Here is a 24027-nt window from a genome sequence, read left to right as displayed (position 1 = left end):
GAAACACTTCAGTGTGGATGAACAGTAGCTCACATAAACCGCCCTGGTCAACACAAAAGTAGACACAAAACTCACTTTTGTGTCTACTTTTACTAATCCACAAGCTAACCAATTGATTTATATTTAATTACCTTTGTTTTACATTTCACTCATCATGATAAAAGCATTATTTGGCGTGATGCGTGACGCATAAAACTCCATTTCCAATGATTAATCAGCCGGTTACCGCCCCGTTTCCCGCGTCAGTTCTGGACAATGTCGGCGCGTGCGATATAGTAAAGCCGGCCAGAATATTGTAAGGAATGCTTATGAAGACCACTAACGCCCAACGCAAAATCAACATCATTAAAAATATTGAATATCTGATGCGCACCCGCGGCGAAACCAAGGCATCCTTCTCTAACCGTACTGGTCTGACGCGCACCACCATCTATAAAATTCTCGACGGACGGGTCAACAACGTGCAACAGGCCACCGTCAACCGAATTTCAGATTTCTTTGGCGTTTCCTGTGAAGAGATCGAAGATTATGATCTGGCAAAGTTGGAACTGCTCAACGAGACACTTTCCACCGAAGGCAATAAAAACCCTTCCGCGGTTCCCGTTATCCCCCAGTCGCGGTTTTTATCGGTGGCCACCTGGAAGGTGGGGCAACTGGTGACGGAGTTTCCTTTGACTTATTTCTTCGGCGATGAGTCAAATATGGTAGCAATGAAAATAGAGACCGAAATAAAAGGGTCATTTATTCCAGGCGAGGTCATTATTATAAAACGCCCGCCGGTGCTGGTTTGCGATTCGCCTTTATTGTATCACTCGGGAAAAAACGGCTTCTTTGTGGTTAACGACAAAGAAGATTACGGCATGGAAAAAAATCATCAGGATCCCGTGCAATTCCTGGGTTATATCTTTGGAGAACGGCTATAAATGGAACCGAATCAAAAGTTCAAGCTATTGGGCTTTACCCGGCATGGCACCCTGGCCGCCAATGTCATGGTATTAGCCACCGGCAAAACCATCACCATGGGGCTCAATGAGCTGGCCGACAGCGAAATATCGGAAGATTTGAGTCGACATGAGCTGCAGGCGCTGTACCGCAAAATCTACGGTAACAATCAACAGCAAACCGCCTATGAGCTCAGCGACCGTCACGAACGCTCCTGGTACGCCTACCTGATCATTACCGTAGCACTCAGCGTGATTTATATCTTCTCAACCCTCTGTGGCGTCAAACCGATTCAAATTCCCGCATTGAACCTCATCACTCCCCCGGCGATTTTTATTTATCCCCTCACCTTTATTCTGGTGGATATTCTGAACGAGTTTTACGGGTTGCGGCTGGCCAGGCGCACCATCATCATCTCGTTTATGGCCAATTTGATTTTCGTGCTGGGCGTCTGGGCTACCACGCTGGTGCCGAGCATTCCGCAGTGGGAATTCAGCAAGACCTATGACGGTATCGTCCACAGCATCATGGCGGTCCTGGTGGCTTCATCCGCGGCCTATTTGATTTCCGAGAACGTCAATTCCTACCTGCTGTGCAAAATCAAAGAGCTGACCAACTCCCGCTACCTGTTCGTGCGCGTGATCACCAGCACCGTGGTCGCCTCGGCCATCGACAGCGTGGTGTTCTGTACGCTGGCGTTCTACAACGTCCTGAGCTGGGATATCATCAAAACCATGATCCTGTCACAGTTCCTGATCAAGGTGGTCTACGCCCTGGTGGGTGTCGGGCCGATTTACGCCGCTCGCAGCCTGTTTAACCGCTATATCAATACCGATCATGCAAGGAGCAATGAATATGCATATCAAAAAACAAGATAAAATCACCCATCTTGGCGCAAACTCCGATTATCCGGACCAGTATGCTCCCGAATTGCTTGAAGCCCTGCCGCGCGCACGCGGTCGGGATCTGATCGGCGTAGATGAACAAAACCTGCCGTTCAGCGGCTTTGACCTGTGGACCGCCTTCGAACTTTCCTGGCTCAACGCCAAAGGCAAGCCGGTGGTGGGCATTGGCGAATTCACCCTGCCCCATTCTTCCACCAACCTGATCGAGTCCAAATCCTTCAAACTGTACCTCAACAGCTTTAACCAAACGCGTTTCGACAGCGTGGAACAGGTGAGTGCCGCGATGCAAAAAGACCTGTCGCAAGCGGCCAATGGCCAGGTCGGGGTTAAGCTCTATCCGGGGCTGGACGGCTATTCGGCGCAGATCGATCGCCTGCCGGGCATCAATATCGACGACCTGGATATCGCCGTGGACGACTTCGACTTCAAGCCGGAATATCTGCACGGTGCAGCAGATGAACAGGCGGAAATCGTAACCGAAACCCTGTCGTCCAACCTGCTGAAATCCAACTGCCTGGTCACCCACCAGCCGGACTGGGGCAGCGTAGTGATCCACTATCAGGGCCGGAAAATCGATCGCGAGCGCCTGCTGCGCTACCTGATCTCCTTCCGTCAGCACAACGAGTTCCACGAGCAGTGTGTCGAACGTATTTTCAACGACATCAAGCAAAGCTGCCGGCCGGAAAAACTCAGCGTTTTCGCCCGCTATACCCGTCGCGGCGGTCTGGACATCAACCCGTTCCGCAGCAACTTCGAAACGGCGCCGACCCTCGGCCGCCTGATCAGACAATAAGCCTTCCTATCAATGCCCCCATGCGGGTAATGCTTGTCAGTTAAGGCGATATTGTCCCCTCTCCTTTGGGAGAGGGTTAGGGTGAGGGTGAGGGGATACATACCAACGTAAAAGCCCCCTCACCCCGGCCCTCTCCCTCTGGAGAGGGGGACGCCCACTTAAACAACGTCGTACATTCTTATTCAGAACTTTGCTTAACTGACCGGCATTACCCCATGCGGGACATTATTTTTCCCCGATTCATCTCCTTGTTATTTTTCGCCATTACCGTCGTTAAGCACTATCTTCAAAACAAACCCTGGGGAGTTTAACGACGCATGCCTGACTTTTCGCGCAGAGAAATACTGCGGGCTGCCGCCATCGGATCGGCTTTTTCACTGTTACCCGTCTCGATCCGCAAAGCCCTGGCGATCCCGGCCAATAACCGTACTGGCACGATTAACGATGTCGAACACGTGGTGATCCTGATGCAGGAAAACCGCGCCTTCGACCATTATTTCGGCACCCTGCCCGGCGTACGCGGCTTTAGCGATCGCATCACCATTCCCTTGCCCGGTGGCCGCCATGTCTGGCAACAGCAAGGGGAGGATCGGCTGATACTGCCTTACCATCTGGACAGCAAGCGCGGTAACGCCCAGCGGGTCAGCGGCACGCCGCATTCGTGGGTGGATGAACAATCGGCCTGGGACAACGGCCGCATGAGCGCCTGGCCGACCTACAAAACACCGACCTCGATGGGCTATTACCGTCGACACGAGCTGCCCTTCCAGTTTGCGCTGGCCGAAACCTTCACCCTGTGCGATGCCTACCACTGCTCGATCCACGCCGGTACCAATACCAACCGTTTGTTCCACTGGACCGGCACCAACGGCCCGACGGCGGCCAAGGTCGCGGTGGTGGTCAACGAATGGGACAGCCCAGGCCCGGTCGAGATAGGCTACCAATGGCAAACCTACCCGGAACGGCTGGAGGCCAGCGGTGTCAGTTGGAAGGTCTATCAGTTTTTGCCGGATAACTTCACCGACAACCCTTTGGTGGGGTTCCGTCAGTACCGCGCCGCCAGCGTTAAAGTGGGCAACCCGGCGCAGCCGCCGAAAGACTTCACCGCCTTTGTGCCCTACCGCGACGAACTGAACGCCGAAGCGCCATTGTACAAAGGCAATGGCAACACCTTGCCGGCCGCGGACGGCAACGATTTGGAGGCGATGTTGGCCGGATTCCGCGCCGACGTGCAGCAGGGCAAATTACCGCAGGTGAGCTGGATCATCGCCCCGGCGGCCTACTCGGAACACCCAGGGCCTTCCAGCCCGGTGCAGGGGGGCTGGTTTACCCAGGAGATCCTCGATGCGCTGACGGAGAACCCCGAGGTGTGGAGCAAAACCGTGCTGCTGGTCAATTACGATGAAAACGACGGTTTTTTCGATCATATGCCTTCCCCCTCCGCGCCGTCGCTGCGCGAAGACGGCAGTTTCGCCGGTAAATCGACGGTGCCGTTCGACAGTGAAATCTTCCAGCATGTCGCCCCGCCCGGTTCACAGGAGCAACCGCCGCCGGACGGCCGCATCTATGGCCCTGGGCCACGGGTACCGATGCTGGTGCTGTCCCCCTGGAGCCGCGGCGGTTGGGTCAATTCCCAGGTGTTCGATCACACCTCGGTGCTGCAATTTTTGGAGAAGCGCTTTCAGGTGCATGAGCCCAATATCAGCGCCTGGCGACGGGCGGTGTGCGGCGATCTGACTTCGGCGTTCAACTTTGTCGATCCCAACGGGGAAACCTTGCCCAGCCTGCCGGCCACCAACCGCCATGCCGCAGACAACCTGCGCCAACGGCAGGAGCAATTACCGCAGGTGCCTCTGCCTGCACCGGATAAACAGCAATTGCCGCACCAGTCACGGCTGGCACGCCCGTCGCGCGCCCTGCCTTACCAACTGCATGTGGAAGACAGCCTGTCCCCCGAACAGCAGTTACTGACGCTCAACCTGTACAACACCGGGGCGCAGGGCGCGGTCTTTCACGTTTACGATCGGCTGGATCTGGAACAAATCCCACGGCGCTACACCGTCGAAGCCGGTAAAGCGGTCAGCGATAACTGGCAGACGGCGGATGAGTATCACCTGTGGCTGCTGGGCCCCAACGGCTTTCACCGTGAACTGCGCGGTAACGTTCAGCGGCCGCAGCCGGAAGTCCGCCTGACTCCGCAAGGCAATCGCCTGTCGTTGACGCTCACCAACCCCACCAGCCAGGCGATGACCGTGACTATCGCCCGTTGCCCCTATACGCAAAACGGCCCCTGGTCGATTGAATTGCCTGCGGGGGGCCGCCACCAACAGGCCTTTGACGCCAAGGCCAGTGGGGGCTGGTACGATCTTTCACTGCAAGATCCACACGGCTGGCAACGCCGGTTGGCCGGGCGGCTGGAGAACGGCGAGCACAGCGTCAGCGATCCGTTGATGGGCAAAGCCTGAGATATCCGCACGAGGGTGTTCAAAAAGCGAAAGGATATGGATTATCATTGGCTTCTTTATTCAACACCCGATGCCCAAGGATCTCCATGCCCGCCGTTCTTATTGCCAAAGCCAGCCGTTGGCTGGCCGCCTGCGCCCTGCTGATGGCCTGTGCCGTTCAGGCGGCGCCGATCGTCGTGACCGACGTCGCAGGCCGTGAAGTGACTCTGCCGCAACCCGCCAAGCGGGTGATCCTGGCCGATGCTCGCGCACTGCTGGCGCTGAATATCCTGCATCCGCAGGAGCCGTTGAAAAATATCATCGCCTGGGATAACTCACTGAAGGTGAAAGCGCCGGATCTGGTGGAAGCCTATGCGAAAAAATTCCCGCAGGTGATGCAGATCCCCACCTTCGACAACCCCTACGTCAGTGATTTCAGCGTAGAAAGCGCGGTAGTGCGCAAACCGGACCTGATCATTTTCGACATTGGCCTGCTGAGTAAACTGAAGGACAGCGGCGTGCTGGCCCAACTGGAAAAAATCGGCATCCCGGTGCTGATTATCGACTTCCGCCAGCAACCGCTGACCAACACCGTCGCCAGCATGCAACTGCTGGGCAAGGTGTTTGACGAGCAGCAAAATGCCGACGCCTTTATCCAGCTCTATCAGCAGCGCCTGGATCTGGTACGCCAGCGGGTGGCGACGCTGAAGCCGGAGCAGCGCCCCAGCGTATTTATCGAACGCAGCGCCGGCATGAAAGGCGAGCAATGCTGCAACACCTTCGGCAAGGGCAGCTTTGGCCAGTTTATTGATACTGCCGGCGGCAACAATATCGGCAGCAAGCTGTTCCCGGAAATGGGCGGCGAAGTGAACGTGGAGCAGATGATCGCCAGCAACCCGGACTTCTATCTGATGACCGGTGCCGACTGGAGCCGCGGTCATAAAGGCACGCTGGCGGTGCCACTGGGTTACGCCACCGATGCGGCCACCACGCAGCAAAAGCTGGCGGTACTGATGAACCGTACCGGCCTGAACGTGCTGAAGGCGGTAAAAGAAAAACGCGTGATGGCGATCTATCACCAGTTCTATGACACGCCGCTGAATTTTATTGCGGTCGAGGCCATCGCCAAATTCCTGCACCCGGATTTATTTAAAGATATTGATCCGCAAGCGGATATTGAAATGGTGCACCACAAATTCACCGCGCTGGATTACAGCGGCGTGTTTTGGGTCACCGCAAAATAATCCCCCGCTCGGGGCCCGCCGGCCGGGCCCTGACACCCTTTCCTCGCCTTTGGTTACCCGTTGAATTATTCCGCAACAAAGCTATTTACTTGCCAATAATTATCATTAAGATTGTCATTTCTAAAAAATACATCCGGGTTCGAAACTTTTAAGGCATTATTATGTCAATTCTTTTTCGTCTTTCGCTGTTGGCGGCTTCCGTTGCCATGGCGCTGCCAGTCCTTGCTGCTGATAATAAATCTCAAAACGATGCACCTGCCGACAACATTACCGTGGTCGGCAACTGGCTGGATAACCCGGATACCAGTTCGGTGTTGCTCAACCACCCCGGTGCGCGCTCCATCGTGACCGAACAACAAATGCATGAACAAGGCGACCAGACCATTGCCGATACGCTGCGCGGCGTGCCTGGCGTGCAGGTGCGCGATAGCAACGGTACCGGCGGCAGCGACATTTCGCTCAACGTCGGCGTGCGCGGCCTGACTTCCCGCCTTTCTCCACGATCCACCATTTTGATGGACGGCGTCCCTTTGGCGGTAGCGCCTTACGGCCAACCGCAGCTGTCGATGGCACCGCTGTCGATTGGCAATCTGCAGTCAGTTGACGTGGTGCGCGGCGGCGGTGCGGTGCGTTACGGGCCGCAAAACGTCGGCGGCGTGATTAACTTCGTCACCAAAGATATCCCGAAAACCTTCGGTGGCGCGGCCAGCGTACAGACCCAGGGTGCCAGCCACGGCGGCCTGAAAACCCTGACCAGCACCTCGCTCGGCGGCACCGCCGACAACGGCTTCGGCGCGGAGCTGCTGTATTCCGGGCTGCACGGTCAGGGTTATCGCGACAACAACGACAATACCGACATCGACGATTTCATGCTGAAAACGCGCTATGCGTTTACCGATCGTGATGAGTTGCTGGCCAATTTCCACTATTACGACGCAAAATCCGGCATGCCGGGCGGGCTGAGCAGCGAGCAGTACGCGCAAAACCCGTTCCAGTCCACCCGTCCGTGGGACCAGTTCGAAGGCCGCCGCAAGGACATGTCGTTCAAATATAAGCATCAGGAAGACGACAAACAGTTCGAAGTGCTGACTTACTTCACCGACAGCTATCGCGGCAGCAGCATCGAATCGGAAGGCACCGGTAAAAACGCCGGCCTGAAGCGCATGGTGTCCTACCCGCGCCACTACTCCACCTGGGCGATTGAACCCAGCTATTCGCAGGTATTCCGCTTCTGGGACATGGCGCACGAGATCACCCTCGGTTACCGCTACCTGAATGAAACCATGGACGAGAAAGCGTCGCGCTCTGCCTGGTACAACCCAGCGGATATCGGCTCCACGCCGGAAACGCCGGATTACTACCAGCACACCTCCGGCGGCACTGCGGCCCACGCGCTGTACATTGACGATACGATTAACGTCGGCAACTGGACGGTGACGCCGGGCCTGCGCTATGAAAGCATCCGCACCCATGTGGACGATTCGTTCAACAACATCAGCCGCGAGAAGAGCTACAGCGAACCGCTGCCGTCACTGAATGTCATGTATCACATGTCCGACGCCTGGAAGCTGTTCGCCAACGCCAACACCTCGTTCGGCAGCATGCAGTACTTCCAGTTGACCAAGGGCGGTGACGGCAACCAACCGGCGCCGGGCCTGACGGCGGAAAAAGCCCATACCTACGAGTTCGGTACCCGTTATGACGACACCATCGTCAAAGCCGAAGCCACGCTGTTCTATATCGATTTCGATAACCAGTTGCAGTACATCAGCAACGATGTCGGCTGGACCAACATGGGGGCCACCAAGCACAAGGGGATCGAGCTGGCGCTTAGCTACGATCTCAGCGAACTGAACCGTGCGCTGGATGGCGTAAGCGTCTACACCAGCTACACCTACACCAAGGCCAGCACCGATAAAGGCGACTTCGCCGGTAAAGATCTGCCGTTTTATTCGCGTCAGGTTTATACCCTCGGCACCCGCTACGCCACCGGCAACTGGGTATGGAATCTGGACAGTTACGCCCAGTCCAAGCAGCATTCACCGGGTACCGGGCCGGATTACGTCACGCAGGAAAGCGCCGACGGCCAGTTTGGCAACATCGCCGGGTATATGGTGTGGAATATGCGTGGGGAGTACAACTTCGGGCCGCAGCTGTCGAACCTGACGCTGGGTGCCGGGGTGAAAAACCTGTTCGATCAGCGCTACTTCACCCGTTCCAACGACAACAACTTCGGCAAATACGTCGGCGAACCGCGTACCTTCTTCGTGCAGGGTTCCGTGGCGTTCTAAGCATCAGCGCCCTCTTCGGGGGCGCTGACTTCACCGGCAGTACAACCGGAACAAGCGCGCCAGGTGTGCGCCCATCGGGGTCAAGGTGGTGTCTTTACGCTGAATCAGGTAAAACGTCGCCTGCGGCAGGCTTTCTTCCAGCGCCAGCGGCACCAGATGCTTGCCCAGTATCGGGTCAGAGATCACATCTACCGATAAAATACTGACGAAATCGCTCTGCGCCACCAGGCTGGTACAGGCCATAAAGGTTTCGCAGGTCACGCTGATCGACGGCGCCATCCCCAAATCCCCGAACAGATCGTGCAGCAGACGGTAGTAGCTGCCTTTGGGCGTCGGCATGGTCCAGTCGCAGTGCTGCAGCTGTTTCAGGGACGTTGCCCCTTCCATCGGATGCCCCTTGCGCACCACCACCTTGTACTCTTTTTCCATCAGCCGTTCGTACTGTAATTCATTGTCCAGGCTGCTGGGGTAATAGGTATTGACGGTAAAATCCAGTTCGCCCTGGCGCAGCTCCGGGATCATCGACACCAGTTGCCCCTCCACAATCCGCACTTTGACCTTCGGGTATTCACGATGAAACTGGGTGATCACTTGCGGCATCACGGTGCGCGCAATGCTGCCGCCTACACCGATATTCACCGAGCCGCCCGCCAGCCCCAGCCGTTGCTGAATATCTTCCTGCGCCACCCGCAGCTCTTCGAGGATCAGGCTGGCATGCTGGAAAAAGTTATCGCCGCAGTCGGTCAACACCACGCCCTGGCTGCGGCGGATAAACAGCTTGGCCCCCAGCACCTGCTCCAACTCCTGAATCGACTTGGTTAACGCCGGCTGGGAAAGGCGTGAAGTGCGGCTGGCGGCGCGGATGCTGCCCTGACGGCTGACTTCTACAAACGCACGTAATTGGTGCAATTTTATTGAGGCTGGCATAGGCAAATAGCGATAACCGTTGTTTATCAATAGCAAGATATTGGCATCTTATTTAGCCTGATTCCATTGTGTACATTCGAAAAAAACATAATAAATAACCAAATCCTTATTTCGCTTAATTAAGCGCATTTTCTGCGCCGATAAGCGCTATTCACGGCAGTTAGTCACTAAATACGTCTTTTTTTTCATTAAATGGCTTCACCGTCTGATTTCAGTTCAGCGCACCACTGCTGCCCGGCATTTGCCTGGGCGCGATAACTTATGAGATATCCCGATGAATAATCCGCTTTCGATGTTGGTGACCGATTTATACCCGCAGTTGCAGGCCTGGCGCCGCGACTTTCACCGCTACGCCGAGTCCGGCTGGTTTGAATTCCGCACCGCAACTCTGGTGGCGGAAGAGCTGGATAAGCTGGGCTACCGCCTGCAACTCGGCCGTGAAGTGATTAACGCCGACGCCCGCATGGGGCTGCCCTCGGCCGAGGATCTGCTGGCCCAGGAGCAGCGCGCCCGTGAACAAGGCGCGCTGGAGAAATGGCTGCCACACTTTTCCGGCGGTTTCGCCGGTATTGTCGCCACGTTGGATACCGGCCGCCCCGGCCCGGTGATCGCCTATCGCGTTGACATGGACGCGCTCGATCTCAACGAAAAGCTGCAGCCGGATCACCTGCCGTTCCGCGAAGGTTTTGCCTCCTGTAACAACGGCATGATGCATGCATGCGGTCACGATGGCCACACCACCATTGGCCTGGGGCTGGCGCACGTCTTCAAAAGCCTGGAGCCTCAGCTCAACGGCACCATCAAATTGATTTTCCAACCGGCGGAGGAAGGCACTCGCGGGGCAAAATCCATGGTGGAGGCCGGCGTGGTGGACGACGTTGATTTCTTCACTGCGGTGCATATCGGCACCGGTGTACCGGCCGGCGAACTGGTGTGCGGCAGCGACAGTTTTATGGCGACGAGTAAGCTCGACGTCACCTACCGTGGCGTGGCCGCCCATGCCGGGGCCAAACCGGAAGACGGCCGCAATGCCCTGCTGGCGGCGGCACAGGCCACGCTGGGGTTGTACGCCATCCCGCGCCACAGCGAAGGCAGCTCGCGCATCAACGTCGGCGTACTGCAGGCCGGAACCGGCCGCAACGTGATTGCCGACCGGGCATTTATGAAGGTAGAAACCCGTGGCGCCACCAATGCCATCAACGAGTTTGTCTACCAGCAGGCACTAAACGTGATTGAGGGCGCGGCAAAAATGCACGGTGTTGAATGCGATATCGCGCTGATGGGCGCGGCGCAGAGCAGCAAACCGACCCAGCCCTGGGTGGACTACATTCACCGACAGGCGCAGGACATCGCCGAACTGAGTTCGGTGGTCGATCGCCGCGAGCAGGCCGCCGGTTCAGAAGACGCGACCTACATGATGGAGCGGGTGAAATCGCACGGTGGACAGGCCTCGTACGTGATTTTCGGCACCGAACTGAGCGCCGGGCACCACAACGAGAAGTTTGATTTTAACGAACAGGTCATGGCGGTGGCAGTGAAAACGCTGGCGTCGCTGGCGCTGAACCTGCCGACTTTTGGGAGCAAAGCATGAGCCATCCGCAACTGCTGGCGTTTATCAATCACTACATCGACCAGCACCAGCCGCGTTTTAGCGCACTGAGCGACAGCATCTGGGATCACCCGGAAACACGCTTTACCGAAACCTACTCCGCCACCCTGCTGGCCGATGCGCTGGAGCAGGAAGGTTTTACCCTTGAACGCGGCGTCGGCGGCATTGAAACGGCGTTTATCGCCAGCTATGGCAGCGGCCAGCCGGTGATCGCCCTGTTAGGCGAGTACGATGCCCTTGCCGGGCTAAGCCAACAGTCGGGCTGCGCCACGCCGCAACCGCTGGTCGAAAACGGTAACGGCCACGGCTGCGGTCACAACCTGCTGGGCACCGCCGCGCTGGCGGGGGCGTTCGCGGTCAAAGCCTGGATGCAGCAACAGCATCTGACCGGCACCGTGCGTTTCTACGGTTGCCCTGGCGAAGAAGGCGGTTCCGGCAAAACCTTTATGGTGCGCGAAGGGCTGTTCGATGACGTCGACGCCGCCCTCACCTGGCACCCCGAAGGTTTCAGCGGCATGTTTAATACCAGCACCCTGGCCAATATTCAGGCGGCGTTTCAGTTCAAGGGGATCGCCGCGCACGCCGCCAATTCCCCCCACCTTGGCCGCAGCGCGCTGGATGCGGTGACGTTGATGAACACCGGTGCCAATTTCCTGCGCGAGCACATCGTGCAGGAGGCGCGGTTGCACTATGCGGTGACCAATACCGGTGGCAGTTCGCCCAATGTGGTGCAAGCCGACGCCGAAGTGCTGTACCTGATCCGCGCACCCCAGTTCGATCAAGCACAAGATATTTACCAGCGAGTGATCAACATTGCCCAGGGCGCGGCGCTAATGACCGACACTCAGATGACGGTGCGTTTCGACAAGGCCTGCTCCAACTATGTGCCGAACCGCAGCATGGAGCAGGTGATGTATCGCCATGTCTGTGACTTCGGTCTGCCGGAGTACAGCGAAGAGGAGCGCAGCTTCGCCAGCGAGATCCGCCAAACGCTGAACAAGGATGACCTGCGCAATGCCAAGCTGAATATCGCCCGGACTGGCGGGGCAGCCGGACGCGAATGGGTGCAGAACCTGGGCGACAAGGTACTGATGGATGAGGTCGCGCCTTATGTGGCCTCGGAAGATTTGCTGTACGGCTCCACCGACGTCGGCGACGTCAGTTGGGTGGCACCGACCGCTCAGTGCTTCAGCCCGTGCTTTGCGCTCGGCACCCCGCTGCACACCTGGCAACTGGTGGCGCAAGGCCGTACCTCTATCGCCCATAAGGGCATGTGCCTGGCGGGCAAGGTGATGGCGGCCACCGCCATCGATCTGTTGAGCGACAGCGCCCTGCTGGCGGACTGCCGCCGCGAGTTCGAACGCCAGCGCGCCGAACATCCCTACAGCTGCCCGATCCCGGCAGGGGTTAAACCTTCACCGTTAAAATAAAGACCGTACGACACAGGCCCGCCAACGGGTCTGTGAAAATAATTATAAATAAATCAAATAATAAAAAATAAACACAACAGGACAAACACAGAGGGTAAGACCATGAGTGAGGCCACAACGTCAGTCAATAAAAGCCCCGGGCGCGTTTTTTACTGGGTAGAACGCATCGGGAATAAAATCCCCAATCCATTTTTACTGTTCGTCTATTTAATCGTGGTTTTAATGCTGGCCACGGCGCTGTTCTCCTGGCTGGATGTAGCGGTGAAGAACCCGGCCACCGGCGAGCTGATCAAGGTCAATAACCTGATGAGCGTGGCGGGCATGCAGTGGATTTTCCCGAATATCATTCATAACTTCAGCAGCTTTGCGCCGTTGGGTGCCATTTTGGCCTTGGTGATCGGTGCCGGACTGGCCGAGAAGGTCGGGCTGTTGCAGGCACTGATGTACAAAATGGCCTCACGCGTTAGCGCACGCTATGCCAGTTACATGGTGCTGTTTATCGCCTTCTTCAGCCATATTTCATCGGATGCGGCGCTGGTGGTGATGCCACCGCTCGGTGCGCTGATGTTCCTGGCCGTGGGCCGCCACCCGATAGCCGGGCTATTGGCCGCTATCGCCGGGGTCGCTTCCGGCTTTACCGCCAACCTGTTGATTGTCACCACCGACGTACTGCTGTCCGGTATCAGTACCGAGGCCACCAAAGCGGTAGACGCCGCCGTTCACGTCAGCGTGATCGACAACTGGTACTTTATGGCCACCTCGGTGATCGTGCTGACCATCGCCGGCGCACTGCTGACCGATAAATTTATTGAACCCAGGTTGCCGGAATGGCGCGGCAACGCGGAGGACAAAATTGAGGCGCTGACCCCGCTGCAAAACCGTGGGCTGATGATGAGCGGCATCGCCGCACTGGTGTTTATCGCGATAATCGCCGCGCTGGTGGTGCCGGAAGCCGCCCCGCTGCGCGATCCGAAAACCGGCTCGGTGATCCCATCGCCGTTCATTAAAGGCATTGTGCCGATCATCATCCTGTTCTTTTTCACCGTCGGCATTACCTATGGCGTGGTGACCAAACAGATCCGGCGGCCGGACGATATACCCCACCACCTGATAGAGCCGATGAAAAGCATGGCCGGTTTTATCGTGATGGTGTTTCCGCTGTCGCAGTTCGTGGCGTTCTTTAACTGGAGCAACATGGGCAAGTTTATGGCCATCGGCCTGACCGATATGCTGGAAGCCGCCGGCATGAGCGGCGCACCGGCGTTCCTTGGCCTGATGTTCCTCTCTGCCTTCCTGTGCATGTTTATCGCCAGCGGCTCGGCCATCTGGTCGATTCTGGCGCCGATCTTTGTGCCGATGTTTATGCTGCTCGGCTTCCACCCGGCGTTTGCGCAGATGATCTTCCGCATTGCCGACTCCTCGGTGCTGCCGCTGGCGCCGATGTCGCCGTTCCTGCCGCTGTTCCTCGGTTTCCTGCAGCGCTACCGCAAAGATGCCCAGCTCGGCACCTACTACGTGCTGATCCTGCCGTATCCGCTGGTGTTCTTTGCCGTGTGGATTTTGCTGTTGCTGGCGTGGTACGCACTCGGCCTGCCGATCGGGCCGGGGGTCTATCCGAAGATGGGGTAACGATTACCGGCCTCTTGATATCGGGAGGCCGGAAGCGTTCAACTATCAGAAACGATAGCCAACGCCGATATTGAAACCGTTGATAGAGCGATTTTTACCGCCGGCATCCAGGCTGGAGCCTTCATAACCGATATCCACCGCCAGATTTTCCATTGGGTTAACCTGGAAGCCCATGCCGTACATAAAGGAGGTTTTCTTCTGGTTGCCGCTCTCTTCGCCCATATATTCGTAAGTGTTGTATGCGTAATTACTCCAGGATGACTTGTAATCTACCTTGTTATAATTCAAACCCAGCAGCCCGTAAACGCTGACAAATTGATTAAAACGGTATGCCGGACCAACGGACAGTGAGTAATATTTAACTTCGGCATGATTATTAACCTTGTCGCGATAGACATTGTAAGACTCGTCCTTGTCACCGCTCATATAGGTAAATGAGCTGATAACGCTGATTGGCGAATCCCACTCGTAACGGTACTTAATGTTCACGCCGTTGATATTCTTGAAGTCCTGCACCTTGCTCTGCGCATAACCGGCAGTGATAGTGCTTTGCCCAGCATGGGCCGCAACACCGAAGCCCAGAGTGGAGAGAACCAGTGTGGTGATGACTAACTTTTTCATGCAATCTTCCTTAATAGTAAGTAGAACAACTTTGGTACAAAAATAGCTATCCATACCGTATTGACGGCATAAATGATTAATTTTGCATTATCTAACCCAATTGATAGATAAAATGACAGCGTAGCAAATCCAGTATCATAATTAATTAGTTGCACCGGTAACTTGCGAGCCGCTTCGCGTCAATAGTAATTTCGCCCACCCAACAAGCCTGTTTTATAGCTGCACTCTTTATCTTCATTGCTCCAGGATTTTGGCGCATGAGTGCTACTGGTCAGGTCAACAATCCTTACACCAGAATTAACCGGGTAAATGTCATAATCGTGACCGACTTCAGGAATGAAACTGGATGAGCGCGTCTCTATTCTTTGATTATATTGCGATCTAAAGGTTTCTTCTTTATAAGTAATCATAATATGCTGATTAGCTTTAATCTTATACTCTATGGCATCCCTCCCCTGCATCTCTGAAGATGGCGGCAGCATGCCCGGCAGTTTTTTGTTGTAGGTCGACTTGATGCCGATGATATTAACACCAGCAGTTAAGCTCTTGGCATCTACAAGCTTGTAGCACTGCCCTGATTTCTCATAAACCTCAAAGGTTAACGGTGGCAGGTAGTTTTTCACTCTGATCCTGGAAAAATCCGTTCCAGTGTAGTCATCGACAGATTTTGTTAAGTTCACGGAACAGCCAGAAACAGCAGTGACTGATAAAAAAACGGCAAAAATTGCACCTGATTTTATTGCCATAAAAATCACACTCCATTGTATGTAAGAATATGGATTAAAAAATATCTTAAGCCCCCATCAAGGGGCATGCTCAGCCTCTTTCATTACGTCTATTTATTTATCAATCCTTTGGTGGTTCATTAGAGGATGATTTTTTATTAGCGTTATACTCATCTATCTTTGCAAAAATACATGAACCAACACCGGCTGCAACACCAACGATACAACTAACCACCAAAGAGTCTTTAAAAGATTGCTGAGTAAAGCGCAGCTCACCAAACTTTAACAAATTAATACCAACCTTCACTATCAAAATGAACACAAGAAAACACACAAAGCAGTAAATAACGCTAATAAACAATATTTTCAATTTCACTTTAGGTTTATTTTCCATTTTTATCCCCCACCCCATTTATCGTGTTTTTCAATTCATTACTAATAACTTCGCCACCCATGGTGCCGAAGATATCGCTAACCATACCGGCTGATGGTCCTAATACAGGTTTAAGCACCGTCGGACCATAAGTTCCGATGGCACCACCGAACGCTGAGCCAGCGACACTGCCCGATAGAGCACCAGGATCAGCTCCATCAGTAAAGATAGTTCCACCAATGGCAATACCGATATTCGCTGGGATACCTCTTCCAGGCGCTAATCCCCCCGTGACTGCCGCCGCCGTGGTACTCCAATAATCATAAGTTTTGGCTTCATTCCCTGGCTTATTCATGTCGTACCATTGATATGCAGCATTTGCTCCACCACTTAAGACGGAGCTGACGGCAACCTTACCGATCGATGCTGCTGGCCCAAGGTAAATCGCCCCCGCAATCATTGCGCCATCAGCGTAACCATTTACTATCACTTTAGCGATATCAGCTCCCTCAGGCATATCTCCCTTGGCGTAATGACTCATTGCAGCTTGAATTTCATCGAACGATTTTCCTTCGTTCATCATACTTGCTTGTAGAGTAGTCGCTCCTTGACCATAACTTATCAACCCTGGTGGTAAAGTAATATTCTGGTCATTATTCTCAGAAGTATTCTTACCGGATTGTCCACCAACAACCGCCCCCGCCGCATCACCACTTGCCAGGCCACCGGCCAAACCACCAGCAAGCGTAGCCAACGCGGAAACAGTCTGGCGCTGCTCTTCGCGCATCTTGCTGAAATCGCTGGTACCGAACATCGCCTCGGCAATCGCTTTGGTACCCAATGCCGCCGTCGCCGCGCCCGCAGCACCGGCAACAGCCGACTGACCTTGTAATTCTGCCAGTGCACCAGCCACCACCGCATGCGCGATAATACGACTTTCCTCATTTGGCGCCAGACGGTGTATCTGTTCTGCCAGATAAGGCGCAGCCCCACCGGCAATTGCCGCCTGCAGATCGCCACCGGCCAACCCTTGCACCGCTGCGACCGCTGCCTGCATACCTTGCTGTACCTTACCGCCCTACCGTGGCATCCTTGCCTGCACCTTTCCGTACTACCAATATGAAGTTCCCCTACCACTAACGGTTTGCGAAGTATCTCGCAAACTTAAAAACATCAGGATGTATTTTTTAAACATAATGATACCCTTTAAACATAAACCCATTCCACGGGATAACAATGAAATACTATTTGGGTAACTCCCTTTAACAGGACTCTGTTTTCTATGCCATTAGCTGCCCGATTAAATGAATTACGTCAAAGATTAGGGCTTTCCCAACAAGATATGGCCGATACCATTGGCATTCATGTAAACAGTTGGAAGAAATATGAAAATTCGCAAGCATTTCCCTCTCTGGATGCTCTCAAAAAAATAGCGATAGCATTGCAGGTCAGTACTGATTACTTACTTTTTGATGAATATGAACGTGGGCATACTTATGCACTAGCATTACAATTCGAAGCTGTCAGCCAGTTAAATGAAAGCGAACAGGCGGTGATCCGCGAAGTATTGGAAAGTTTGATTATCCGTTATCAAACCCGACGTTGGGATTCAGCAAGAAAAGTTACAAAAGAAGGGTAGTGAAAATAACGCAGTAACAGCAGGGTGCAACCTGCTGCTACTGCTCACCACAAGCAACTAATTGGAGTAGTTACTATGGCTAGAGCAGATTCTACGTCAGAACCCGCCACACCCCAAGCACGCAAGTGCATTGTTGGTTATCGCCCCAACGGCGGTAGGCCCAACCCGCCGCCACAGCTGACCCTTACCGGTAAATGGCTGGAGCCGTTGGGCTTTACCACCGGCCAGAGGATCGAGGTGATCACCGAACCGGGTCAGTTGATCATCCGCATCGCACCCGCCATAGAGGGTATCGCATGAACATCACCTTTACCCCAGAGCCGATCCCCGAACTGACGATCACAGGCTGTATGCTGGCTGAACTGGGCTTTGGCATCGGTGAGCCGTTGCAACTCACCCTGCGGCCCGATGGGCTGTGGATCACCATCATCACCGATGACACCACCTTGAATGAGCTGTGTGAAGCCAGCCAACATCGCCCGGATCTAGGCGCGGACTGGGTACGGCAGAATGGCGAGCTGGTGATCGGTGGGGAGTGGCTGACCGGATCCGGCATCACCGATGCCGAACAACTGGAGATCGCCGCCGCACCCGGTGTGATCCGGCTACGGCGGAGGGAGGGGGAAGGATTTAGAGCTTAAATGTAGCAACCCCGGCCAGTGACTGGGGTTATTTTCATTTTTAGTAGCTTAGATCTAACAGTCACCACCATTTTGGATAATTATTAAACGCTGCATATATTGCAGATTTTGTCTCGTCTGTTAATTTTTCTCTGCCTTTTGATATTGTGACATACCCATCCAGATCTTCTTTGGCACATGACCATTCAAACCAGCCTAAAACTGGATTTAAAATCAATTCAAAACACCCATTCATATCTTTAAGATGAGCTATATCATCATTTCGTATATTGTCGATAAACTCATCAAAACATTGACATTCAAGCCATTGCTGAGAAGTTACGTTCAAGCTATAACTAAATTTATTCACTTGAATCACCAAATTAAACTTCAATGATGGAATATGTTCATCAAGTTCTATTACGTCCAATGTGATATTGATAGGGCTTGTAATTTCTATATCCACTTAATTCCCCCCCAAATAACGAGCATGAATGACTGTAGGCAACTCACCGACAGCACGCGGAGGTTTAATTTCCAGTTGCCAACCATCAACTGTTATACGCCCATATGACATACCGTTCTTTGTTGCTGTATCTAGCGCCGCTTGAAAGCTTCTAAGTTCTGTCTGGCTGGCAAGTCTAACGGCCTCTGGCGTATTGGTTACGGCTTTAGATGCTGCATATTCTGCCATGTGTTCTGTAGCATTTCCATGCACCCATACTTTTTGACCGTTCGGTAAGGTCATTTCAAAAGATTTCGTAATAACAGAGCCAGAATAAACAGGCTGGGTTCCTTTGATAGAATCGATGACCGCTGTTAAACAGGCCTTCGCCCAGATTGAGATTGAGATTGAGGTTACGCCCGGCAAGGTGACTTTGGCGTTCACCAGCCAAACGATATCTTGGGTCAACAACCCCATCTGCTCAGCCGTCAGCGCCACGCCCACCTTCAGGTTATATTGCTGGCTGAATGCCAGCCCCTGATCCATCAGCGCCTTAAACTGCTCTTCGTCGTAGTTGAAACCGTCCAGATAGCGCTGGCCGGTCAGGTTGATCACCTGTTCGCGGATCAACCGCTGTTCGTGTAAGCATCCCTGTAATCCGAACCATTCACTTTTAGAGATCTTCCGACATACTGATTATGTCCCCGGAGGAGATCGCTATGCGTAAGATCCGATTCACCGAACACCAGGATCACCGACGCGGCACAACTGGAAGTCACCGTCACACCCGGTGTGATCCGGTTGCATTTGGTAAAAACATATGATGAAGATTCACAGGTTTTCCATCAGTACCTATTGGCGCTCTACCCGCATCTATTAGCTGGATACAGCGGTGGGAAGTTAGGGCTTAGAGGTGAAGATCCCGGCGCAAGTCCGGGACTTTTGTTAATCATCATATTTAAAATTGAAGAATATCTTAGATGCTTTCAGGTCAATAACAATCTCACATTCATTCCAAGCTGGCTTCCCATTAGTAAGATTATTTTTTATATAAAAATCTCTTAGCTCAACTAACAATAATCTCAGATCGTAACCCGCCAACTTATCTGGAATAAACCAATCTTCATCACCTTTGTCATCTATGTAATCAAATTCATAGTCACATACATCACCCTCTAAAGAAAGCTTCGCCCGTGCAACTATCTTTTGAGCATTGTCAGGGCCAGCATTAACTAGCAATTGTCCAATTTTATTATGGAGAATATCTAGCTCTTTCATTTTATTCCTCCAGGTACATTACTAATATCTTTGAATACAGGTCGGCCACCATCAATAGAGTATGTCACGTTAAAACTTTCAGGCCTTACATTATTACCTTTATAAATAGGCTCTATTTTAACATTAACGTTTTTACCATCTTTCAATGCGTTAGCCCAAGTGTTCTTAATCTTTTCCAGACACCCTTATTTAGATTACCATCCATCGGAACAAGATTGAGCTTCTCACCAGAACCGTTAAAAGCACTGACAATAAAGTTCATGCTTATTAGATTGAGCTCCCCACCGCACCCAGTATTAACCGACTACAACAGCATGAGATGGTGGGTTGGAGACTTAGGAATAACTGCCCCAGTCTTACTGGCCGGGATTTATACATTCCCAAAAAAATTATTTTTTTAACCCAGGCACTACATAATAAAATAACCAAATAATTAAACTCACTGGAATAGCACCAAAAGTAGCACCTCTCAAACCTAACCATAAATCATCCAGGCTGAAAACACCTTCTGAAATATACGTTAACCCTTCAAAAAAACAAAGGTAACCAGAACAACTGAACTTATGGCAAACTCAATAAGCAAAAAACCTTAATTAAAACACCCAGGTTTTTATCATTTATCACCTTCCTGTTTTTTCTAAAGATTTCGGCACAATCTCTGACACTGCCGAGCCCCCCATATTTCCAATAATAGAGGGTAAAGGATGCTGTGGAACTGGCTTGGTAATAGTCCATACTCCTGTTGGCACCCATTCATACTGTTTTACCAGCTTTCTGCTCCAGCCTCTTGCCTTCAGACTGCGCCTGTACAATATCACTCAGCGCATTATTCTCAACGCCTGTTAGTTATGAAGGGGTTATATTTACCCTATCTAAAATTTCTTCTATATGGAATATAATATGCCAGCCACAAAACAACGCCCAAAATAGCCCCCACCCCCCCCATTTTGAACGCAACATGTAACTGCGAAGGTCCAAGGAAATCATTATCCCCACCTAACCACTGGACAGCTAAGCTTAGTACGAACATCAATATAGATATTACTGAACATGAATAAACAAGTAGCAGTACAAGTTTCCATATTGGAATTTTTATCATTTGCTTTTCTCCTTCACAATCTTGTCCGTTGTTATGTTAGTCGCTCCCGATACTGCAGAGTCCACAACGTTGGCGGCGACTGAAGGTACGGAACTCTGAGAAACCGGCTTAGAAATTGTCCAGACTCCTGTTTGTACCCATTCGTACTGTTTTGAAACCGGATTAAATACTTTATCGAAAGGAATTTTAATAACATTTCCCATCATATAGCCAGAGGAAGCACCTGCTTTACTTAGCAACGCCCCCATAAACGGATCGTCACCTTTCATCTCAGCTTGGTAATAACCACCCGCAGCATTCCACGTCACTGTCGGATTATAACCTTTACCAGCAGTGATAGCGCTGATTACACCGGAACCTATAACATCTGAGAGTTTTACTTCACCCGTTGTACCGTACTGAATTGCAGCATTTGCGGCACTAGCAACTCCTACCGCTATCAACTGCTCTTTCCCCTTAGTTACGCCATTCGTGATTATGGCTTTCCCTCCCATCACAAGTGCTGGCCAAGAGGTAGGATCGATGGCAACCGCCAGCACACGATCTCCAGTGGTAATATTATCTTTCAGGAACTTAAGATCCGAACCATTGAGATAATTTACCAGTGCTGCGGCATCTGGATCCTTCAATTTCTCACTCAAACGGAACTGTGCCGGATCGGCATCTCGGGCGACATTGGTATTCGCCTGAATAACCTCTTCCCAAGTGACACAAGCAATACCGCCCCCCGTACAGGCATCAGCCAGTTCTTTACTATTTTTATTACTGATTTCTATGTACTTTTCAAGCACCGGTTTGCAATCTCTCCCAGCAGCTTTGCACGCTGATAACTCTTTATCAAGCTGACGAGATTCCGTCTCACTCAACCAGTTATTCTCAACCACCGTCTTACCGGTCTGCGCCCCCGCGATCGCGTCGGCACTGCTAATTAAGATCACACCTTTTTATGACTCAGATAGTTTGGATAACCAGCTTTCAAAATCGACTAAGTCATACAAATAAGCTCTATCCGTTGATGGGAGATCAACAGCCCCTAACGACTCAAGCACATCCCATACAATAGGGTCGCTAATCCGAATTGAATCATCATCAATAATTGACATTGCCCATGCCGAAATTTTCTCCCGGCTTTCCTCACCAGAGCAAAGTCGTTCTAATTTACATTTCAGGTCATCTCTAGATGGAATAGTATGCAACATATTATCGTCTTCCTTTATAGTTACCATCAGCATCAAAAATACGATGATTTTTTTCTTCTACAACGGGCTTAGGAGCAACACTTCGTACATTCCCGGCATGGTCAACCGTTTCATACCAGGTTCGCGTTTTACCTGATGAAGGATCCCACTCTCGAACCAGTCGAGCACCGGCCATTTCACCTTGGGTACGTGCAGGTTTTACTTCACTATAAAAACGGAAACTTCCGTTTTCCAACTCTTTTACCCCGGCTTGACCTTACTTTTCTAATTGACGGTAATAATCATTGAGCTTAGCCCCTTGAAGAGAGCTTGTTGCTTCACGACTAATATTCGTTGACCCTTTTGCAGTATCCGCAGCGCCTTTCGCAACTAAAGTTTCGGCTTTCCCAATAACCTTAGCCGCAATATTCTCGGTAATTACGACACCGCCTTTCACGAGACCAGCACCACTGGCAGCCAAAGATGCAATATCAGTCAGTAGTTTACCACCCTCGCCCCCTGCATTGAATGAGCCGCTGGCTCCCGCCTTTTGATACTCAGTGGTCAGTTTATCTATTCTGTCGATATAAGATTGTTTTACTGCGCCGCCAATATTACTTAATACACCATCATCGTCGAATAAGGCAGAGATTGAGTTCCATGTGTCTACTGGGCTTAAGCCCATTTTCACAATGCCTTCTACCGTTTCGTACAGTGAAACAGGCACGCCCGCGACCATCCCCGCCGCAAAGCTGCCATCCTGACCCGCATCTATTGCAGTCCATTTAGCCTGAGTACCCGCTTTGCATACCAAGGTGCCACACTCAACTAACTCTTTATCTTTTTGAATCAGTTGAGCATCGCTGAGGTAGTTATTCTCCACCGCATTCTTGCCGCTTTGCGCCCCTGCGACGGCATCACCGGTGCCATCCCCCACCAGCCCGCCGGCCAGCCCTGCAGCTAATGTTCCCAGCGCACTCAGGGTCTGTTTTTGATCTTCCGTCAAGTTTTCCGGTTTCACATCCGGGTAAAGCTCGCCCGCAATGTAACGCGCCATCAGCTCTCCGCTGGCCGCACCAGCTGCCCCTGCCAATGGTTTTGGCCGCTACAGCCCCCCACACAACGTGCGCCATCGCGTTCGCCGCAACGTTGGTGCTGCCATCCGCGTTGGTCGTCATCGCCTTGATGACCCCGGCCGCATAAGGGCTCAACCCACCTGCCATTGCCTGCGCCAGATTATTGCCTGCCAGCCCCTGTATCGCTGCCGTGGCTGCCTGCATACCTTTTTGAACCGAGCTGCCGGTGTCCCACTCCTTCTGAGTCGCTTTGTAGCTGTCTGTCGCTTTCAGTTTTTCGTTGTATTCCGCCCAGAGCTCCTTGTCAGCCCCTTTCTCCGGCTCTTTGATCCCTTTCTTCTCAGCTCTGCCTTGCCTGCATTGATAGAGCGGATATCCCCTTCCGTCCGGGCAATGTCCATAGCCTGATTGCCGATCTCGCCGATCAGCTGTGCCTGCTGCAGGCGTTTCTGCTCTTTCTCTTTGTCGAAGATCGGGCTTAACGTCTGGTTGGCGTGCTCCACATCGCGGCTCAGGTCGTTGACGTTCTGCGTCTGTTTGTCCTGATCGCGGATGATGATGGTGCCGTCGCTCACCGCCGCTGGCCTGACAGGATTTCATTTCAGCAGACCGTACATCTATCTGCCTACTGCTCAGATAGTTATTCTCGACAACCGCAAGAAGGTGGCCCTGTGGCTGAAGGATTTTCCGGACACGCTGAACGATATCGGCAATGCGCCGGTGTTCAAGCGCCGTGGCGGATGGTGCTGGTAACGACTG

Annotated in this window: 25 protein-coding genes and 2 pseudogenes; 13 read left to right on the top strand and 14 right to left on the bottom strand. The window is 52.7% G+C overall.

The window, feature by feature from the left end; translation table 11 throughout:
- Positions 1 to 308: 308 nt before the first annotated feature.
- From ACGS9J_RS09045 to ACGS9J_RS09020, 6 genes are all read left to right on the top strand, one after another.
- The gene (locus ACGS9J_RS09045; protein ID WP_442230592.1) at positions 309 to 923 is read left to right on the top strand and encodes a helix-turn-helix domain-containing protein; all 615 of its coding nucleotides are present in this window, start codon (positions 309 to 311) and stop codon (positions 921 to 923) included.
- Positions 924 to 1820, top strand: a complete 897-nt coding sequence (locus tag ACGS9J_RS09040) for a queuosine precursor transporter (RefSeq protein WP_442230591.1) — start codon at positions 924 to 926, stop codon at positions 1818 to 1820.
- Positions 1798 to 2640 carry an NADPH-dependent 7-cyano-7-deazaguanine reductase QueF gene (gene queF, locus ACGS9J_RS09035; RefSeq protein WP_442230590.1) on the top strand — a complete coding sequence of 281 codons (843 nt, stop codon included), beginning with the start codon at positions 1798 to 1800 and terminating at the stop codon, positions 2638 to 2640. The genes ACGS9J_RS09040 and queF overlap by 23 nt, the downstream gene beginning before the upstream one ends.
- A 317-nt stretch (positions 2641 to 2957) precedes the next feature.
- Complete coding sequence (locus ACGS9J_RS09030) at positions 2958 to 5105, top strand: phosphocholine-specific phospholipase C (RefSeq protein ID WP_442230589.1); 2148 nt, start codon at positions 2958 to 2960, stop codon at positions 5103 to 5105.
- Positions 5106 to 5248: 143 nt separating this feature from the next.
- On the top strand, positions 5249 to 6328 hold the full coding sequence (locus ACGS9J_RS09025) for an ABC transporter substrate-binding protein (RefSeq protein ID WP_442230627.1): 1080 nt from the start codon (positions 5249 to 5251) through the stop codon (positions 6326 to 6328).
- Positions 6329 to 6489: 161 nt separating this feature from the next.
- The gene (locus ACGS9J_RS09020) at positions 6490 to 8619 is read left to right on the top strand and encodes a TonB-dependent receptor family protein (RefSeq protein WP_442230588.1); all 2130 of its coding nucleotides are present in this window, start codon (positions 6490 to 6492) and stop codon (positions 8617 to 8619) included.
- A 30-nt stretch (positions 8620 to 8649) separates the two neighbouring features.
- Here the strand turns inward: ACGS9J_RS09020 and ACGS9J_RS09015 are convergent, their stop codons facing one another.
- Positions 8650 to 9546: a LysR family transcriptional regulator gene (locus ACGS9J_RS09015; protein WP_442230587.1), complete on the bottom strand. Its 897-nt coding sequence runs from the start codon at positions 9544 to 9546 to the stop codon at positions 8650 to 8652.
- A gap of 274 nt (positions 9547 to 9820) precedes the next feature.
- Here ACGS9J_RS09015 and ACGS9J_RS09010 point away from each other — a divergent pair, with 274 nt between their 5' ends.
- From ACGS9J_RS09010 to abgT, 3 genes are all read left to right on the top strand, one after another.
- Positions 9821 to 11137, top strand: coding sequence for a M20 family metallo-hydrolase (locus ACGS9J_RS09010; protein WP_442230586.1), 1317 nt, complete (start codon positions 9821 to 9823; stop codon positions 11135 to 11137).
- A complete protein-coding gene (locus tag ACGS9J_RS09005; protein WP_442230585.1) occupies positions 11134 to 12585 on the top strand; it encodes a M20 family metallopeptidase in 1452 nt (483 codons plus the stop codon). Before ACGS9J_RS09010 ends, ACGS9J_RS09005 begins: the two co-directional genes overlap by 4 nt.
- Positions 12586 to 12687: 102 nt before the next feature.
- Positions 12688 to 14214, top strand: coding sequence for a p-aminobenzoyl-glutamate transporter (gene abgT / locus ACGS9J_RS09000; protein WP_442230584.1), 1527 nt, complete (start codon positions 12688 to 12690; stop codon positions 14212 to 14214).
- A gap of 45 nt (positions 14215 to 14259) precedes the next feature.
- Here the strand turns inward: abgT and ACGS9J_RS08995 are convergent, their stop codons facing one another.
- The 4 genes from ACGS9J_RS08995 to ACGS9J_RS08980 form a co-directional block, all read right to left on the bottom strand.
- A complete protein-coding gene (locus ACGS9J_RS08995) occupies positions 14260 to 14835 on the bottom strand; it encodes an Ail/Lom family outer membrane beta-barrel protein (protein ID WP_442230583.1) in 576 nt (191 codons plus the stop codon).
- A 179-nt stretch (positions 14836 to 15014) separates the two neighbouring features.
- The gene (locus ACGS9J_RS08990) at positions 15015 to 15581 is read right to left on the bottom strand and encodes a hypothetical protein (protein WP_442230582.1); all 567 of its coding nucleotides are present in this window, start codon (positions 15579 to 15581) and stop codon (positions 15015 to 15017) included.
- Positions 15582 to 15681: 100 nt separating this feature from the next.
- Positions 15682 to 15954 carry a hypothetical protein gene (locus ACGS9J_RS08985; protein ID WP_442230581.1) on the bottom strand — a complete coding sequence of 91 codons (273 nt, stop codon included), beginning with the start codon at positions 15952 to 15954 and terminating at the stop codon, positions 15682 to 15684.
- A complete protein-coding gene (locus ACGS9J_RS08980; protein WP_442230580.1) occupies positions 15944 to 16960 on the bottom strand; it encodes a VENN motif pre-toxin domain-containing protein in 1017 nt (338 codons plus the stop codon). Before ACGS9J_RS08980 ends, ACGS9J_RS08985 begins: the two co-directional genes overlap by 11 nt.
- Positions 16961 to 17215: 255 nt before the next feature.
- On the opposite strand from ACGS9J_RS08980, the gene ACGS9J_RS08975 reads away from it, so the two are divergent.
- The 3 genes from ACGS9J_RS08975 to ACGS9J_RS08965 all read left to right on the top strand — a co-directional run bounded on the left by ACGS9J_RS08975 (position 17216) and on the right by ACGS9J_RS08965 (position 18213).
- Complete coding sequence (locus ACGS9J_RS08975) at positions 17216 to 17572, top strand: helix-turn-helix domain-containing protein (protein ID WP_261110033.1); 357 nt, start codon at positions 17216 to 17218, stop codon at positions 17570 to 17572.
- Between the two features lie 75 nt (positions 17573 to 17647).
- Complete coding sequence (locus tag ACGS9J_RS08970; protein ID WP_442230579.1) at positions 17648 to 17872, top strand: SymE family type I addiction module toxin; 225 nt, start codon at positions 17648 to 17650, stop codon at positions 17870 to 17872.
- Complete coding sequence (locus tag ACGS9J_RS08965; protein WP_442230578.1) at positions 17869 to 18213, top strand: hypothetical protein; 345 nt, start codon at positions 17869 to 17871, stop codon at positions 18211 to 18213. Before ACGS9J_RS08970 ends, ACGS9J_RS08965 begins: the two co-directional genes overlap by 4 nt.
- A 61-nt stretch (positions 18214 to 18274) precedes the next feature.
- Here ACGS9J_RS08965 and ACGS9J_RS08960 read toward each other — a convergent pair whose 3' ends face one another.
- The 9 genes and pseudogenes from ACGS9J_RS08960 to ACGS9J_RS08920 form a co-directional block, all read right to left on the bottom strand.
- On the bottom strand, positions 18275 to 18658 hold the full coding sequence (locus tag ACGS9J_RS08960) for a hypothetical protein (protein ID WP_149574141.1): 384 nt from the start codon (positions 18656 to 18658) through the stop codon (positions 18275 to 18277).
- A 372-nt stretch (positions 18659 to 19030) separates the two neighbouring features.
- Positions 19031 to 19279: pseudogene (locus ACGS9J_RS08955) on the bottom strand (hypothetical protein); the annotation flags it as partial.
- A gap of 139 nt (positions 19280 to 19418) precedes the next feature.
- Positions 19419 to 19514: an HNH/ENDO VII family nuclease gene (locus tag ACGS9J_RS08950; protein ID WP_262033155.1), complete on the bottom strand. Its 96-nt coding sequence runs from the start codon at positions 19512 to 19514 to the stop codon at positions 19419 to 19421.
- Positions 19515 to 19582: 68 nt separating this feature from the next.
- Complete coding sequence (locus ACGS9J_RS08945; protein WP_442230577.1) at positions 19583 to 19915, bottom strand: hypothetical protein; 333 nt, start codon at positions 19913 to 19915, stop codon at positions 19583 to 19585.
- The gene (locus tag ACGS9J_RS08940) at positions 19912 to 20061 is read right to left on the bottom strand and encodes a DNA/RNA non-specific endonuclease (protein WP_442230576.1); all 150 of its coding nucleotides are present in this window, start codon (positions 20059 to 20061) and stop codon (positions 19912 to 19914) included. Before ACGS9J_RS08940 ends, ACGS9J_RS08945 begins: the two co-directional genes overlap by 4 nt.
- Before the next feature lie 949 nt (positions 20062 to 21010).
- Positions 21011 to 21952: a VENN motif pre-toxin domain-containing protein gene (locus tag ACGS9J_RS08935; protein WP_442230575.1), complete on the bottom strand. Its 942-nt coding sequence runs from the start codon at positions 21950 to 21952 to the stop codon at positions 21011 to 21013.
- A gap of 6 nt (positions 21953 to 21958) precedes the next feature.
- Complete coding sequence (locus ACGS9J_RS08930; RefSeq protein ID WP_442230574.1) at positions 21959 to 22213, bottom strand: hypothetical protein; 255 nt, start codon at positions 22211 to 22213, stop codon at positions 21959 to 21961.
- 1 nt (position 22214) lies between these two features.
- A complete protein-coding gene (locus ACGS9J_RS08925; protein WP_442230573.1) occupies positions 22215 to 22448 on the bottom strand; it encodes a hypothetical protein in 234 nt (77 codons plus the stop codon).
- A 96-nt stretch (positions 22449 to 22544) separates the two neighbouring features.
- Positions 22545 to 23849, bottom strand: a pseudogene (locus ACGS9J_RS08920) (VENN motif pre-toxin domain-containing protein); the annotation flags it as partial.
- Here ACGS9J_RS08920 and ACGS9J_RS08915 point away from each other — a divergent pair.
- A complete protein-coding gene (locus ACGS9J_RS08915) occupies positions 23821 to 24021 on the top strand; it encodes a hypothetical protein (protein WP_442230572.1) in 201 nt (66 codons plus the stop codon). The pseudogene ACGS9J_RS08920 and the gene ACGS9J_RS08915 overlap by 29 nt on opposite strands.
- Positions 24022 to 24027 lie beyond the last annotated feature (6 nt).

It is taken from the genome of Serratia quinivorans (assembly GCF_052113645.1).
GTDB classification, from domain to species: domain Bacteria; phylum Pseudomonadota; class Gammaproteobacteria; order Enterobacterales; family Enterobacteriaceae; genus Serratia; species Serratia quinivorans_B.
This window is presented reverse-complemented; position numbering and strand designations above follow the sequence as displayed.

Excerpts from the sequence above, each read along its gene's own strand:
- ACGS9J_RS08975 (WP_261110033.1), top strand. The coding sequence starts at position 17,216 with ATGCCATTAGCTGCCCGATTAAATGAATTACGTCAAAGATTAGGGCTT.
- ACGS9J_RS09040 (WP_442230591.1), top strand. The coding sequence starts at position 924 with ATGGAACCGAATCAAAAGTTCAAGCTATTGGGCTTTACCCGGCATGGC.
- ACGS9J_RS08995 (WP_442230583.1), bottom strand. The coding sequence starts at position 14,835 with ATGAAAAAGTTAGTCATCACCACACTGGTTCTCTCCACTCTGGGCTTC.
- ACGS9J_RS08985 (WP_442230581.1), bottom strand. The coding sequence starts at position 15,954 with ATGGAAAATAAACCTAAAGTGAAATTGAAAATATTGTTTATTAGCGTT.
- ACGS9J_RS08970 (WP_442230579.1), top strand. The coding sequence starts at position 17,648 with ATGGCTAGAGCAGATTCTACGTCAGAACCCGCCACACCCCAAGCACGC.
- ACGS9J_RS08990 (WP_442230582.1), bottom strand. The coding sequence starts at position 15,581 with ATGGCAATAAAATCAGGTGCAATTTTTGCCGTTTTTTTATCAGTCACT.
- ACGS9J_RS09010 (WP_442230586.1), top strand. The coding sequence starts at position 9,821 with ATGAATAATCCGCTTTCGATGTTGGTGACCGATTTATACCCGCAGTTG.
- ACGS9J_RS09020 (WP_442230588.1), top strand. The coding sequence starts at position 6,490 with ATGTCAATTCTTTTTCGTCTTTCGCTGTTGGCGGCTTCCGTTGCCATG.
- ACGS9J_RS09045 (WP_442230592.1), top strand. The coding sequence starts at position 309 with ATGAAGACCACTAACGCCCAACGCAAAATCAACATCATTAAAAATATT.
- queF (WP_442230590.1), top strand. The coding sequence starts at position 1,798 with ATGCATATCAAAAAACAAGATAAAATCACCCATCTTGGCGCAAACTCC.
- ACGS9J_RS08965 (WP_442230578.1), top strand. The coding sequence starts at position 17,869 with ATGAACATCACCTTTACCCCAGAGCCGATCCCCGAACTGACGATCACA.
- abgT (WP_442230584.1), top strand. The coding sequence starts at position 12,688 with ATGAGTGAGGCCACAACGTCAGTCAATAAAAGCCCCGGGCGCGTTTTT.
- ACGS9J_RS08930 (WP_442230574.1), bottom strand. The coding sequence starts at position 22,213 with ATGTTGCATACTATTCCATCTAGAGATGACCTGAAATGTAAATTAGAA.
- ACGS9J_RS08945 (WP_442230577.1), bottom strand. The coding sequence starts at position 19,915 with ATGAAAGAGCTAGATATTCTCCATAATAAAATTGGACAATTGCTAGTT.
- ACGS9J_RS09015 (WP_442230587.1), bottom strand. The coding sequence starts at position 9,546 with ATGCCAGCCTCAATAAAATTGCACCAATTACGTGCGTTTGTAGAAGTC.
- ACGS9J_RS09005 (WP_442230585.1), top strand. The coding sequence starts at position 11,134 with ATGAGCCATCCGCAACTGCTGGCGTTTATCAATCACTACATCGACCAG.
- ACGS9J_RS08915 (WP_442230572.1), top strand. The coding sequence starts at position 23,821 with ATGATGATGGTGCCGTCGCTCACCGCCGCTGGCCTGACAGGATTTCAT.
- ACGS9J_RS09030 (WP_442230589.1), top strand. The coding sequence starts at position 2,958 with ATGCCTGACTTTTCGCGCAGAGAAATACTGCGGGCTGCCGCCATCGGA.
- ACGS9J_RS09025 (WP_442230627.1), top strand. The coding sequence starts at position 5,249 with ATGGCCTGTGCCGTTCAGGCGGCGCCGATCGTCGTGACCGACGTCGCA.